Genomic DNA, 14,069 nt, shown 5'->3' with positions numbered 1-14,069 from the left:
GGGGAGAGACGGATCGGGCGGCGTCCACCGTTGCACGCCCACCCGAACGAAGCCACCCAGCCATGTGATGTGATCTAACCGTGACCTTCGCAGCGACACGAGCGATCGATTTCCGCTCGGACACCGTCACTCGACCGGATGAAACGATGCGGCGCGCGATGGCGTCCGCCGAGGTCGGCGACAACGTGTACGGGGCCGACCCGACCGTGCGCGCGCTGGAGGAAAGAGCCGCGGCGCTACTCGGGATGCCCGCCGCGCTGTGGACCCCGACCGGCACGATGGCCAACCTGATCGCGCTGGTCCTGCACCTCGGGCGGGGCGACCGGTTCCTCGCGCCGCGCGACGCGCACGTGCTGGCGAACGAACTCGGCTCGGCCGCGTGGCTCGCGGGCGGCATGCCGGAGGCGCTCGAACACGACGCCGGGCCCGGCCGCCCGACGCCGAGCGCGCTGTCCTCGGCGATCGGCTCGCGCAGCGTCCCGTACTACGCGCTGCGCACCACGCTTCTGTGCCTGGAGAACACGCACAACGCCGCGGGAGGCGCCGTCACGCCGCCGCACGAACACGCGCGCCTGCTGTCCACCGCGAAGCAGGCGGGGCTGACCGTGCACCTGGACGGGGCCCGGATCTGGAACGCCGCGGTCGCGCTCGGCCTGCCGCCCGCCGCGCTGACCGTCGGCGTCGACAGCGTCTCGGCGTGTTTCAGCAAGGGGCTCGGCGCGCCCGCGGGATCGGTCCTCGCGGGCAGTGAGGACTTCGTCGAGCGGGCCCGCCGCACGCGGGCCATGCTCGGCGGCGGGATGCGCCAGGTCGGCGTGCTCGCCGCGGCCGCGCTCGTCGGGCTGGACCAGATGGGCGATCTCGAACAGGACCACCGGAAGGCGCGGCGGCTGGCCAGCGGGCTCGCGGAGTTCGGCTGGGAGATCACCGAGCCGCAGACGAACATCGTGCTCGCCGATGTCGCCGACGTGAACGTCACGCTCGACACCCTGGCCGCGGCCGAGGTGCACGCCCTGCCGATGGCCGGGAAGGTGCGGTTCGTACTGCACCGCGACCTCTCCGACGACGACATCGACGAAGCGCTGCTCCGGATCGAAAGCCGGCTGAACGGGGGAAACCAGTGAGCCGCCATTGGATCGTGTTCGACTACGGCGAGGTGCTGTGTTCGCGCACCAAGGCGGTGCCGGAGCTGGCGGCCGCGCTCGGCGCCGACGTCACCGAATTCGAGGCCGCGTACTGGGGGCTCCGCGAGCCGTACGACCGCGGCTCGTCCGACATCGAGTACTGGCGGTCGATCGGGGACGCGGTCGGCGCCGAGGTCGACGAGGCGATGTCGGCGAAACTGACCGAACTGGACATCGAGGGCTGGTCCCATCTCGAGCCGTCGTCGCTGGAACTCCTCGAGGCGCTGTCGGAGGCGGGTGCTTCGCTGGCGCTGCTTTCCAACGCGCCGTCGTCGTTCGGCCGGTGGGTGGAGGGGCAGGAGTTCTCGAAGTTGTTCGAGGTGCTCCTGTTCTCCGGTGACGTGAAAATGGCCAAGCCGGACGCCGAAATCTACCGCGAACTGCTTTCGCGGCTGGACGCCTCGCCTGGTGACTGCCTGTTCCTCGACGACCGTCAGTCCAATGTGGACGGAGCGGGCGAGATCGGGATCCGCGCGCACCGGTGGCTCGGCGCCGCCGAAGCGCGATCTTGGCTGGAGCCGCAAAAGTAACCCTGACGGCCCATCCGACTACACGGGTGCGAGGCGGTAGCTTAGTGTGGGTCACGACACATCCACAGAGCGTCAAAACCCTTGGGGTTCCCATGCCCGCAGCGAAACAACGGTCCGCCGACGACGGGCCGGTACTGGTGCGGATCGATCCGGCCACACCGAGCATCGCGCGGGTCTACGACGCCCTCGTCGGCGGGCACGACCACTACGAGTCCGATCGCGCGGTGCTGCGCAAGATCCTCGAGATCGCGCCGGAAGCGCAGCACATGGCGAGGGAACTGCGCCACTGGCTGGTCAGGACCGTCCGGTTCCTCGCCGACCGGATGGCGATCGACCAGTTCCTCGACCTCGGGTCCGGTTTCCCCACCGCCGAGAACACGCACCAGATCGCGCAGCGCTACCGCCCCGAGGCGCACGTGGTCTACGTCGACAACGATCCGGTGGTCCAGGCGCACGGCCGCGCGGTGCTCGAGGAAAACGAGTACACGCACGTGTCCGGTGCGGACATCACCCGTCCGGCCGAATCGCTCGCCGACCCGGAAATCACCAAGTACCTGGACTTCAGCCGCCCCGTCGGCGTCATCATGTGCGGCATCATCCACCACATCAAGGACCTCGACGAGGCGCGCGAAGTGGTCAAGGCCTACGTCGACGCGGTGGCCCCCGGCTCGTACCTGGTGCTCGCGCACCAGTTCAACCCCGGTGACGGCAGCGAAGCCGCGCGCGTGGCCGACTCACTCGACGACCGGTTCCGCGGTACCGGGCTCGACACGCTCTACCGCAGCCGCGAGGACATCGAGTCCCTCTTCGACGGTCTCGAACTCGTCGACCCCGGCCTCAAACACCCCCACGAGTGGTGGCCGGACGGGCCGCGGCTGCACCCGCTCTCGCCCGTCAACTACACCACCCTCGGCGGTGTGGCCCGCAAACCCTGAGGTCAGGGGTTCAGCCGCTTCGAGTCACCCCTGCCCTTGATGGCGCCGTAGGCCGCGGTTCCGAGGAAGAGCACGCCACCGATCACCGCGAGCCAGAACAGCCCCTTGACGACGAAGCCGAGCACGGTGAACGCCAGCCAGACGACGATCAGCGTTCCGACGATCTTCCAGAACATTTCTTTCCTCCGGTTGCCTTGCGCAGGCCACCCGGCCCGCTGCCTGAAGACTCCCACGTCCCGGCGGGAAAAGCTTGTGCCCACCCCAACGTTCAGGGACAAATCGGGGTTCCCACCTACCCCGCGGTCAGCCAGTCCCCGATGCGGCGCACGCCCTCGTCGAGATCGGCACGGGCACCCGCGAACGACAGGCGCACGAACCGGCCGCCGTCGACCGGGTCGAAGTCGATACCCGGCGTGATCGCGACCCCGGTGTCCGCCAGCAGCCGCTGGCACCAGCTGAGGCTGTCCGAGGTGAACTCGGAGACGTCGACGTAGGCGTAGAAGGCGCCGTCGACCGGGGCGACCTTGCCCAGCCCGATCTCGCGCAGCCCGTCGAGCAGCGCGTCCCGGTTCTTCCGGTAGTGCTCCACGTGCGCGTCGGCCTCCGCGTACGACTCCGGGGTGAACGCCGCGACCGCGGCGCGCTGGGCCAGCGCGGGAGGGCAGATGGTGAAGTTGCCGGTCAGCACGTCGATCGCCCGGTGCAGCCGTCGCGGCGCGAGCAGCCAGCCGAGCCGCCAGCCCGTCATCGCGAAGTACTTCGAGAACGACCCGAGCACGAGCGCGTCGCGCGAACTCTGCCACGCGCAGCCGACCTCCGCGCCGTAGGAGATGCCGTGGTAGATCTCGTCGCTGACCAGCTGCACCCCGCGCGACGAGCACCAGCCCGCGATCGCCGCCAGCTCGCCGGGCGGCAGCACGGTGCCGGTCGGGTTGCTGGGGCTCGCCACCACCAGGCCGTTGATCGGGCCCAGCTCGTCGAGGAGGTCGACCGTCGGCTGGAAGCGGGTGCGCTCGTCGGTGGCGAATTCGACGACCTCGCAGCCCAGCACGGACAGCAGGTTCCGGTACGCGGGGTAACCGGGGCGGGCCATCGCCACCCGGTCGCCCGGTTCGAACGCGGAGAGGAACGACAGCAGGAAGCCCCCGGAGGATCCGGTCGTCATGATCACCTCGTCCGGGCTCACGTCCAGGCCGTAGCGGGTGACGTAGTGGCCAGCGACCGCCTCCCGCAGCTCCGGGATGCCGAGCTGGACGGTGTAGCCGAGATCGCCGTCGGCCAGCGCGCGCTGAGCGGCCTCGCGCACCGGCGCCGGCGCGCCCGCGGTCGGCTGCCCCGCGGCGAGCAGGACGACGTCACCGTGCGTGCGCTGCCGCGCCTGCGCGGCCGAGAGGACGTCCATGACGTGGAAGGGCGGCACGTTCGCGCGCTGGGCTGGGCCGGGGAAGGGAGCATGCTCGGTCACCCGCCCAGGGTAGGACGGTGGCCCGTTCGTGACCTTGCGATGACAACCTAACCGGCTCCAGCCACGTCTAGGAGGGTGAAAAGACCACAAAGGACTGACTATCGGGGGTTATTCGTGGGTATCAAGAAGATCGTCGTCGGACTCGCCGCACTGGCCGCGACCGCCGTGCTGGCCGCCTGCTCCGGTGGCGGCACCGACAGCGCGCCCGCCGCCGGTGGCGCGCAGCCCGCCGCGGCTTCGGTCCCCGCTTCTTCGGCACCGTCCACTTCGGCACCGTCTTCGTCGACTTCGTCGCCTTCGGAGGCTCCGGTTCCTCCCGCGAAGCCCGCCGCGAAGCCGATCGCAGAGAAGCCGAAGCCCGCCCCGGCGGCCGGAATCCCGTGCGCGAACGTCGTCACCGGCGCGTGCGTGGACATCTCCTCGAAGCAAGCCTGGCTCGTGCAGGACGGCAACGTCGTCTACGGCCCGGTGCCGATGACCTCGGGCCGCAAGGGGCACGCCACCCCGACCGGCACGTTCCATGTGTATTCGAAGGAGAAGATGCACCTGAGCAAGCAGTTCGACATGGCGCCCATGCCGAACTCGGTGTTCTTCTACCCCGGCGACGCGTTCCACACCGGCAGCCTCAAGGTGCCGTCGCACGGCTGCATCCACCTGTCGAAGGCCGCGTCGCAGAAGTTCTTCTCGACGCTCAACATCGGCGACACCGTGCAGGTCGTCGCGTAAGGACCACTCCACAAAAGACGGTGCCCGCCGCCCCTCGCAGGGGGAGGCGGGCACCGGTTTTGCGTTTAGTAGCCCTGATAACCGCCGCCGTGCGCCATCGCCTTGAGGCCGGGGTGCCCGTCGAAGCCCCCGTAGCGGGAGAACGTGTAGCGGACACCGGCGATGATGTTGTCGACCGGGTTGTAGATGTCGTCGTGCCCCGGCAGCTTGTGCGACTGGAACGTCGGGTCGATGCACTGCATGAGCCCCTTGGACGGGGTCCCCTTCGCCGCGTTCGAATCCCAGTTGTTGATCGCGTGCGGGTTGCCGCCGGACTCCTTCTCGATGATCGTCCAGATCTTCTGGATGTCCGCGTCGGTCACCGGGATCCCGTTGGCCTGCAGGATCTTGATCGCCTCGCGGATCCAGGAGTCCACGTTGCCCGGCGGCGGCCCACCCGGCGGCGGCCCACCACTGGAACCGAGGCCACCACCGCCGCCTCCGCCCCCTCCTCCGCCGCCCCCACCGGACCGCGAAGCATGCGTACCGCCACCGCCCCCACGAGGCGGCTTCACTTTCGAGTACCCAGCGCTGATGTCCTGCTTGGACTTGGTCTCCGCGTCGGTTAATGCCTGGTTGGCCTGCCCCAGAAGACCTGTGAGCCGCGTGTCGAAATTGTTTGCCTTCGTATCGAGTTCACCCTGAACCCGAGCACGAAGTGCTTCGGCGGCGCCAGGATCGGGCTTCGCGCCGTCGGCAGGACTCTCAAGTGTGCTAATTTTCTTATTTGTGTCGTTAACCGTATTCCGTATCTCAGTATCTGTACTGGTTCGCTCTTGCGCAATAGTCGACTTGAGGCCCGACAAGGTGTCCCTAAGACCTTCGAGTTCGCCCGCGACCTCATCCAGTCTGTCGCTGAACTTCTTTCCTTGAGAGGCCAGTTCATTGACATATGCGAAAAACTTGTCTGCGGCATCGCCCTGCCAGGTGCCGTTACTCAAGTGACCAGCAGCAGCTTTCATGCCGTCCACATGATCGTTCGAGTTTCCCGCCGCCGACCTGAACTGCTGCGCCGTCTCGGTGATCTTCCCAGGGTCAACTTTGTCAAGCTGGCCCGCACGCGCCATCACGCCAGCCCAGTTGCCGGGAACAACAACGGGTGCCACTATTTCCCCCTAGCCGGTCGCGTCTTCCGGTCCACCATAGAATTCACTGCTTCTCCGTGCGCTTAAGCGCGTCCCCGGCCTGGTTGTCCTGTTCTTCCATCATGCTCGCCGCAGTCCGGAGAAAGTCACTGGTTGCCGCCATATGGTTGGCGCCAGCCTCGAACTCGCCCTGCGCGCCCTCGGTGAACTTTCCGACTCCGTTTGCCATGTTGTCAGAAGGCATGGGATGAGTCGGCGGCTTCGTGTGGTCGTGGTCATCAGGATGACGAATCTCGCCGAAGGGGTTGTTGCCTTGGATGCCGGTTACCGCGGCCTTGGAGTTCTTGAACTCCTCATGCAGCTTGTCGACCTTGCCCGCGACGTAGCGCATGGCGTCGATCTCGTACTTCGGCACGGTTCCGTCTCCCCTTCGCGATGTCGCTTCCGCCGGGTCTGACGCGTCGGCCACCGCGGCGGTTCCAGGGCACCCTGGCGTTTCAACGCACACTGTAGAACCTCCGCTGCAGGCCGTGTGCGGTTTGGCGGAACTCCCACCCGGCGGCGCGCGTCGCATCGCGGCCGTGCACGCTTTGTAGCATCACGCTGGGAGGGAAGAGTGACATGAAGCCGTTGAACCCGGGCGAAGCCTGGCAGGTCGGGCGCTACCGGTTGCTCGCCTCGCTCGGCGAGGGCGGCATGGGGCGGGTCCTGCTCGGCGCCTCGCCAGACGGTCGTTTGGTCGCTTTGAAGCAGGTTCATCCCGGTTTCGCACACGACGAGGGCTTCCGCTCGCGCTTCCGTCGCGAAGTCGAGACCTCGCGCATGGTGTCCGGCGCCTACACCGCCGCCGTCATGGACGCCGATCCCGAGGCGGACATCCCCTGGTTGGCGTCGGTCTACGTACCCGGCCCGTCACTCAAGGAAGCGGTGGACGCGGCGGGCCCGCTGCCCCTCGAATCGATCCGCTACCTGGCGACCGGACTCGCGTCGGCACTCACCGAAATTCACCGGGTCGGGTTAATCCATCGGGACCTGAAGCCGTCCAACGTCCTGCTCACCGACGACGGTCCGCGCGTGATCGACTTCGGCATCGCCCGCGCCGCGGAGGGCAACACCGACCTCACCCACACCGGCTCGGTCATCGGCTCACCCGGCTTCATGTCCCCGGAGCAGGCCGAGGGGAAGTCGCTCACCCCGGCCAGCGACATGTTCTCCCTCGGCGCGCTGCTCGTCATGGCGGCCACCGGACAGAGCCCCTTCGCCGGGAACTCCACCCCGCAGACGCTCTACAACGTCGTCCACACCCACCCCAACCTGGCGATGCTGCCGCCACCCATCCGCCAGCTCGCCGAACCGTGCCTCGCGAAGGACCCCGCGCACCGCCCCACTCCGGCCCAACTCCTCGACTACCTGGGCGCCGTGCGCTACGCCAGCATGCCGTGGCCACCGCCCGTGCACGCGCAGATCGCGCAGCACAAGGAAGAGGTCGGCCGATTCCTCGCGAAACCCCCGCCACCACCGATCAAGCCCGGTGCGGGCAACAAGCGGAAACGAGTCTTGATCACCGTGGGCGCCATCGTGGCTACCTTGATTCTGGCGGGCGGCACCGTCTTCGCCGTATCGAAACTGACGAGCGATTCGACCAACGCCGCGAACCGGCCACCCCGCAACCCAGACCCGCTGAGCCTGGAACGCCTCCAGATGGTCGACGCGTGCAAGCTCCTCGATCCGAATTCCATACCACTGCTGGGCAAGACCACGGTGCCGGAGAACAACTCATTCGGCACCTGTCAGTATCAGTCTCCAACCGGGGGAAAGCTGATGATCAACCTGGGTACGAACACCACCGGCGACCCACTTCCTCGTGCGTCCTACATCGATGAGCACCCGGTTCGTGAGATGAAGTACAACGAGAAGGAAGGCCCTGCGTGTCAGCGCCTTGTCCAGCCAACGGAATTGAAGTCCGTCCTGATCGGCGCCAACGTCCAGAATAATTCCGGTGACATCTGCCAGGCCGCACAGCAAGCGTTGATCACTATCGTAGGCAATCTGAAGAATGATCCAGCGCAACTACCCGACCACGAGGGAAGTTATCTCGGGAGCGACCCGTGCACCGCACTCGATGACGCCACCGCGAACAAAATCTTGAATGGGAAGGCGATCAAGGAGCGGCACGACCTGCACAGCTGCACCTGGTCGAGCGAGTATCAAACAATCGGTTTCGGCCTGACCTTCGGCGATAAGTCCGACCTCAAGGGGACGAGCACGAATGTCAACGGTACCGAAGTCCACGAGGAACGAAGCAACGACCCGAAAAATAATATCTGCCATCACACCTGGTTGAACACAGCAACGGACAGTGACGCGAAAGAGGTGCTGGACACCTATTATTCGCCAATAGGTAACGTAAATCGGGACCAGTCTTGTGCCCACAGCCTCGAGGCGGCCAAGGCCATAATCGCGAACATGTCCAAAAAGTAGCTACCGGGACCTGGCTCATGAAACCTCTGAATCCCGATGAAGCGCACCTTGTCGGCCGCTACCAGCCTGTCGCACTACTCGGCGAGGGTGGGATGGGACGGGTCTACTTGGGGGTGGCACCGAATGGCCGACTGGTCGCGATCAAACAGGTACATCCCAGTTTCGCCCATGACGACGGGTTTCGGTCGCGGTTCATCCGGGAGGTCAAGACCTCCCGGATGGTGTCAGGGGCCTATACCGCGGCGGTGATGGACGCCGATCCCGACGCGCAGATTCCTTGGCTGGCATCGGTGTACGTGCCAGGGCCGTCGTTGAAGGAGACCGTCGACGCGATCGGGCCGCTGCCGACGGAGTCCATCCACTACCTCGCCACCGGACTGGCGACCGCGCTGGAGGAGATCCACCGGGTCGGACTCATCCATCGCGACCTCAAACCGTCCAATGTGCTCCTCACCGACGACGGACCCCGCGTCATCGACTTCGGCATCGCCCGCGCCGCCGAGGACATCACCGATATCACCCACACCGGATCCGTGATCGGTTCGCCCGGGTTCATGTCGCCGGAGCAAGCCGAGGGGAAGGCGCTCACGCCCGCCAGCGACGTGTTTTCGCTCGGCGCGCTGCTCGTCATGGCAGCAACCGGAAGCAGTCCCTTCGCGGGAGACTCCACACCACAAACCCTCTACAACGTCGTACACAACCAACCGAACTTGACGACTTTAACGCCACACCTCCAGCAACTCGTCCGGCCGTGCTTCACCAAGAACCCAGCGTACCGCCCAACTCCTCGGCAAATTCTTGACCATCTCGGCACGGCGACGCCGACCACTGCACCGTGGCCACCGTCTGTCCATTGGGAGATCCAGCGTTGCAAAGACGACGCCGAGACAGCACTGGGTTCTCCCCGAGCGCCCGCTCCCGTCGAACCGAAAAACCGCAAGAAAACAGTACTCTGCGCGACCCTTTCCGGTGTCGTAGTCATTGCGGGAATAACAACGTTCATCGCCAGAAGTAGGCAACCGGACGCGCCCAAACCTTCTATCCCGGCAAGCGCCGCATCAGTTGAACCGTTGACAACTACTAATATGCTCAGCGTGGATCCGTGCGGAGTCCTCGATGGCAAACCCATAGGAGAACTCGGCCTCCTGTCGAGTGTTAGGCGATCACAGCACCAGTTCAGCGACTGCAATTTCGTGGATTCAAGTTTCAAAAACGGTGTCGCCATCGACATATCCACGTTGTCGCCGAACCCCGGAGATCCCGTGGAAATCGAAGGACTACAAGCAAAGATCCAGAAAACCGGGATCTCTTGTACCGTCTCGGCCAGATACCCGACAACAGATGGAATGTACTTGGAAGCCAGTCTGATCGGCGACACCAAGGACAGATGCGGAACGGTACGCGACGCATTGGTCGAGACGATACGAACGGTACGCACCAACCCACCCAGGTACCCCTCAGACCCCGGAAGTATTGCCACTACAAATCCTTGCACCGTAGTTCCAATAAACTCGATAAACCAGATCATCGGCCATTCCGAACCGAGATCGAACAGAGATGAGCACAGTTGCTCATATGCTGGCGAGCGCGAGCTCGACGTCGAATTTCGAATCGGCCCTCCTGCGACCAGCTCAAATGAAGAGACGACTATTTCGGGTCGAAAGGTAGCAATCATAAGAACCGACTCTGGCGCTCATTATCAAAACTGTGAGGCGCGCTGGGAGCAGCAATCACGCGGAGACGACTACCCTGAGCAAGTCAGCATCTCCATGTCAAATCCTATAGCGCCGCACGCAGGGATGGCGCCGTTTTCGTTGGACACCGCCTGTCAGAAGGTCAAGGACTTCGCGGCGGCGATGATTCCTCGGTTGCCCAAGCCGTGAGCAGGACTGAAGAGAGCAGAGTTCGATGAAGCCGTTGAGTGCTGGGGATGCTGGTCGGATCGGGCGGTACCAGGTGGTGGCGTCGCTCGGTGAGGGCGGTATGGGGCGGGTGCTGCTGGGGGTGGCGTCCGACGGGCGGCTGGTCGCGGTCAAGCAGGTGCATCCCAGTTTCGCGCACGATGACGGGTTTCGGTCGCGGTTCAAGCGGGAGGTCGAGGCCTCGCGGATGGTGTCCGGGGCGTATACGGCCGCCGTGATGGACGCTGATCCCGACGCGCAGATTCCTTGGCTGGCATCGGTGTACGTGCCGGGGCCGTCGTTGAAGGAGACCGTCGACGCGATCGGGCCGTTGCCGTCGGAGTCCATTCACTACCTTGCCACCGGGCTCGCGACCGCGCTGGAGGAGATCCACCGGGTCGGGCTGATCCACCGGGATCTCAAACCGTCCAATGTGCTCCTCACCGACGACGGGCCCCGCGTCATCGACTTCGGGATCGCCCGCGCGGCCGAAGGGGAAACCGACCTCACCCACACCGGATCCGTGATCGGTTCGCCCGGGTTCATGTCGCCGGAGCAAGCCGAGGGGAAGGCGCTCACGCCCGCCAGCGACGTGTTTTCGCTCGGCGCGCTGCTGGTCATGGCAGCAACCGGGAACAGTCCCTTCGCGGGCAATTCCACGCCTCAGACGCTCTACAACGTGGTGCACAGCCAGCCCGATCTCACCACGCTGCCGCCGCACATCCGCCAGCTCGCCGAACCCTGCCTCGCCAAGGATCCCGCGCACCGGCCGACGCCGAGCCAACTCCTCGACTTCCTCGGCGCGGTGACGCCGAGTGCGACACCGTGGCCTGCCAGCGTGCACCAGGAGATCGCGCGGCAGAAGGGCGAAGTGGAAGTCGCGCTCGGGGCGCCGCGGCCGGAACCCGCGCCCGAGTCGAAGCCTAAGCGCACCGGGCTCATCGTGGGGATCGCGGCGGCCGCCGTCGTCATCGTGGCTGCCGGTGTCACCACGGCGATCGTCGCGAGCGGTGGCTCCGGTGAGCCCGCGGCGGCGCCGACTTCCGCCGCGCAGCCCGCGGCACCACCGCCGTCCGATCCGTTGCGGCCCGACAACCTGCGCACGGTCGACCCGTGCAAGCTGCTCGACGGGAAAACCTTGCCCAGCACAGGAAAGCTCACCGGTGACAACAGCCTCCAGGTCGAGTACAGCCAGTGCTCCTACGGCTCGGGTGACAACGTCGCACTGGCGAACATCGATGTCGGCGACAGTGCTTCCAGTTCGGGTAAGGACGCGACTTTCGAGGGCCTGCCGGGAAAGCTCAATGACAGCGACGGTTCGTGTCGCGCGAGCGTCGTGAACCCCGTCGCCGAGAAAATGGGGATCTCCGCGTTTTCGTCGACGACCAAGGGCGACCGCTGCAAGATCGTGCAGGAGGTCCTGACCGAGACCGTCAAAGCCCTGCGCGCCAACCCGCCCCGCTACCCGCAGGACAAGGGCAGCCTCATCCCGGTCGACGTCTGCGGCACGGTCAGCAAGGACGCGATCGAGAAGATCCTCGGCGGTGTCGACGAGAACGAGGTGACCGGGCTGCACAAGTGCACCTGGCGCGGCGCCAAGTGGATCAGCGCGAGCGTCGGCGACGCGGTCACCGAGCGCGCGTCCTACGAGTCGCAGGAGAACGTCCAAATAGGAGGGTTCAAGGTGTGGGTGACCCGTGAAGACACCGCGACGAGCCATTCCTGCAAACTGGAGTGGAACCACAAGCCCAGCAGGCAGGGCAACTCGCAGAAGGTCACCGTGTCCATGAGCGACAGTGGTGACGCGAAGCTGCCCACCGAAGAGATCTGCCAGAAGGTCAAGGACTTCGCGGGCGCGATGATCCCTGGATTGCCGAAACCGTGAAGCCGCTCGACCGCGACGAAGCGCGCCGAATCGGGCGTTACCGCGCGCTCGCGCTGCTCGGCGAGGGCGGGATGGGGCGCGTGCTGCTGGCCGCCGGGCCGGACGGGCGGCTCGTCGCGGTCAAGCAGGTGCATCCCGGTTTCGCGCACGACAACGGTTTCCGGTCACGGTTCCGGCGCGAAGTGGAGACCTCGCGCATGGTGTCCGGGGCCTACACGGCCGCGGTCATGGACGCCGACCCGAACGCGCCGACACCGTGGCTCGCCTCCGTTTACGTCGCCGGGCCGTCGTTGCAGGAGGCCGTCGACCGCGCGGGACGGCTGCCGCCCGGTTCGGTGCGGCACCTCGCGGCGGGGCTCGCGAGCGCGCTTTCGGAGATCCACCGCGTCGGGCTCGTGCACCGGGATCTCAAGCCCAGCAACGTGATTCTCACCGGTGACGGCCCGCGCGTGATCGACTTCGGGATCGCGCGCGCCGCGCAGGGCGGTACCGAGCTGACGCACACCGGCTCCATCATCGGCTCGCCCGCGTTCATGTCGCCGGAACAGGCCGAGGGCAAGCAGGTGACGGCGGCCAGCGACGTGTTCTCCCTCGGCGCGCTGCTGGTGATGGCGTCGTCGGGGCAGGCGCCGTTCAGCGGAGCTTCGACCCCGCAGACGCTCTACAACGTCGTGCACGCCCAGCCCGACCTGCGGTTCCTGCCGCCGGAGGTGCGCAGGATCGCCGAGCCGTGCCTCGCCAAGGATCCCGCGCGGCGCCCGACACCGGCACAGCTGCTGCAGCTCATCGGACCGCTGGTGCCGGTTCCGCAGCCGTGGCCCGCGAGCGTGCACGCACTCGTCGGGGAGCACGAACAAGCCGCGCGACGGGCGCTGAAGTCTCCGCCGCGCAAGCGCGCGCTCGGGATCGCGCTGGCCGCGGCGGGTGCGGCGGCGGTGCTCGCCGCGGGCACGATCATCGCGGTGAACTCGACCGGGACCGAGGCGGCGGCCCCGAGCAGCAGCGCGAGCGCCGCACCGCCCGCGGCCGCGACCCCGGTGAGCACCGATCCGCTCGGGCCGCCGAAGGTGCGCGGGATCGCCCCGTGCCCGATCCTCGACGGGCAGCAGGCACCGGGTCTCGGCAAGCTCAAGGCGTTGAAAACGCTCAGTTTTCTCGACTGCCTCTACCAGGCGGGAGACCAGCAGATCAGCCTGCGGATCGGCGGCGCGAAACGCACCGAAGCCACGCAGCTGGGCGATATCGGCGGCGTGCCGGTGCTCGTCGACCGAACCGGCACAATCTGCTACGCGGCGGTGCCGCTCACCGGCGCGCCCGAGCTGACCGTCGAAGTGAACCTCGACCGCACGGGAGAATCCACTTGCGACGTGGCCAAGGCACTGGTCGGCACCGCGGTGACCAGGATCCGAGCCGCGACGCCCGCGACCACGGGGCTGTCCACTGTGGACCCCTGTGAGCTGGTGGACCGGACGGTCGCGCAGGGCATCCTCGGCCCGATCGGCGGCGTGCGCGCGGAGGATCTGCACACCTGCGTGTGGGAGGTCGCGGGCTCGGTCAAGGTCTCGTTGCAGCGCTACTACCCGCCGAAGAAGAGTACCGATCCGTCGGCGGCGGAAGTCGATCTCGGCGGGGTGAAGGCGTTTTCGGTGACCTCGCGCAACAACCCGGCGAGCGCGGACTGCACCCTGACCTGGGCGCACAAGCCACTGTCCGAAGAGGAATCGGAGAACGTCGAGGTCCAGTTCAGGACGATGTCGAACCCGTTGCCGGACGCGGAGATCTGCCGTCAGGCGCAGGAGTTCGCCAAAGCGCTGCTCCCGAAGCTGCCGAAGGCCTGA

12 protein-coding genes are annotated in these 14,069 nt (G+C 66.5%); 8 read left to right on the top strand and 4 right to left on the bottom strand.

Features of this window, described 5'->3' with window-relative positions; genetic code table 11:
• Nucleotides 1-80 precede the first annotated feature (80 nt).
• The 3 genes from HUW46_RS21510 (at nt 81) to HUW46_RS21500 (ending at nt 2,649) form a co-directional block, all read left to right on the top strand.
• Nucleotides 81-1,124 carry a GntG family PLP-dependent aldolase gene (locus HUW46_RS21510; RefSeq protein WP_215548977.1) on the top strand — a complete coding sequence of 348 codons (1,044 nt, stop codon included), beginning with the start codon at nt 81-83 and terminating at the stop codon, nt 1,122-1,124.
• The gene (locus tag HUW46_RS21505; protein ID WP_215548976.1) at nt 1,121-1,714 is read left to right on the top strand and encodes an HAD family hydrolase; all 594 of its coding nucleotides are present in this window, start codon (nt 1,121-1,123) and stop codon (nt 1,712-1,714) included. The genes HUW46_RS21510 and HUW46_RS21505 overlap by 4 nt, the downstream gene beginning before the upstream one ends.
• Nucleotides 1,715-1,806: 92 nt before the next feature.
• Nucleotides 1,807-2,649 (top strand): SAM-dependent methyltransferase, encoded by an 843-nt coding sequence (locus HUW46_RS21500; protein WP_215548975.1) that lies wholly within the window; start codon nt 1,807-1,809, stop codon nt 2,647-2,649.
• 2 nt (nt 2,650-2,651) lie between these two features.
• Here HUW46_RS21500 and HUW46_RS21495 read toward each other — a convergent pair whose 3' ends face one another.
• Together HUW46_RS21495 and HUW46_RS21490 are read right to left on the bottom strand one after the other, a co-directional pair.
• On the bottom strand, nt 2,652-2,825 hold the full coding sequence (locus tag HUW46_RS21495) for a hypothetical protein (protein WP_215548974.1): 174 nt from the start codon (nt 2,823-2,825) through the stop codon (nt 2,652-2,654).
• 116 nt (nt 2,826-2,941) lie between these two features.
• Nucleotides 2,942-4,051: a pyridoxal phosphate-dependent aminotransferase gene (locus HUW46_RS21490; RefSeq protein WP_215550021.1), complete on the bottom strand. Its 1,110-nt coding sequence runs from the start codon at nt 4,049-4,051 to the stop codon at nt 2,942-2,944.
• A gap of 183 nt (nt 4,052-4,234) precedes the next feature.
• On the opposite strand from HUW46_RS21490, the gene HUW46_RS21485 reads away from it, so the two are divergent.
• Nucleotides 4,235-4,840: a L,D-transpeptidase gene (locus HUW46_RS21485; protein WP_215550020.1), complete on the top strand. Its 606-nt coding sequence runs from the start codon at nt 4,235-4,237 to the stop codon at nt 4,838-4,840.
• Nucleotides 4,841-4,905: 65 nt separating this feature from the next.
• Here HUW46_RS21485 and HUW46_RS21480 read toward each other — a convergent pair whose 3' ends face one another.
• Together HUW46_RS21480 and HUW46_RS21475 are read right to left on the bottom strand one after the other, a co-directional pair.
• Nucleotides 4,906-5,985, bottom strand: coding sequence for a transglycosylase SLT domain-containing protein (locus tag HUW46_RS21480; protein WP_331477285.1), 1,080 nt, complete (start codon nt 5,983-5,985; stop codon nt 4,906-4,908).
• A 43-nt stretch (nt 5,986-6,028) separates the two neighbouring features.
• Nucleotides 6,029-6,379 (bottom strand): hypothetical protein, encoded by a 351-nt coding sequence (locus tag HUW46_RS21475; RefSeq protein WP_215548973.1) that lies wholly within the window; start codon nt 6,377-6,379, stop codon nt 6,029-6,031.
• A gap of 206 nt (nt 6,380-6,585) precedes the next feature.
• Here HUW46_RS21475 and HUW46_RS21470 point away from each other — a divergent pair, with 206 nt between their 5' ends.
• Genes HUW46_RS21470 through HUW46_RS21455 form a run of 4 tightly spaced genes read left to right on the top strand, consistent with a single transcriptional unit; the run spans nt 6,586 to nt 14,069 of the window.
• Nucleotides 6,586-8,445, top strand: a complete 1,860-nt coding sequence (locus HUW46_RS21470) for a serine/threonine-protein kinase (RefSeq protein WP_215548972.1) — start codon at nt 6,586-6,588, stop codon at nt 8,443-8,445.
• 17 nt (nt 8,446-8,462) lie between these two features.
• A complete protein-coding gene (locus HUW46_RS21465; RefSeq protein WP_215548971.1) occupies nt 8,463-10,328 on the top strand; it encodes a serine/threonine protein kinase in 1,866 nt (621 codons plus the stop codon).
• Between the two features lie 25 nt (nt 10,329-10,353).
• On the top strand, nt 10,354-12,231 hold the full coding sequence (locus tag HUW46_RS21460; RefSeq protein ID WP_215548970.1) for a serine/threonine protein kinase: 1,878 nt from the start codon (nt 10,354-10,356) through the stop codon (nt 12,229-12,231).
• Complete coding sequence (locus HUW46_RS21455; protein WP_215548969.1) at nt 12,228-14,069, top strand: serine/threonine-protein kinase; 1,842 nt, start codon at nt 12,228-12,230, stop codon at nt 14,067-14,069. Before HUW46_RS21460 ends, HUW46_RS21455 begins: the two co-directional genes overlap by 4 nt.

The sequence above is a fragment of the Amycolatopsis sp. CA-230715 genome (assembly GCF_018736145.1).
Taxonomy (GTDB): Bacteria; Actinomycetota; Actinomycetes; order Mycobacteriales; family Pseudonocardiaceae; genus Amycolatopsis.
Note: the sequence above shows the minus strand (reverse complement) of the source record. Positions and strands in the feature narration are given on the sequence as shown.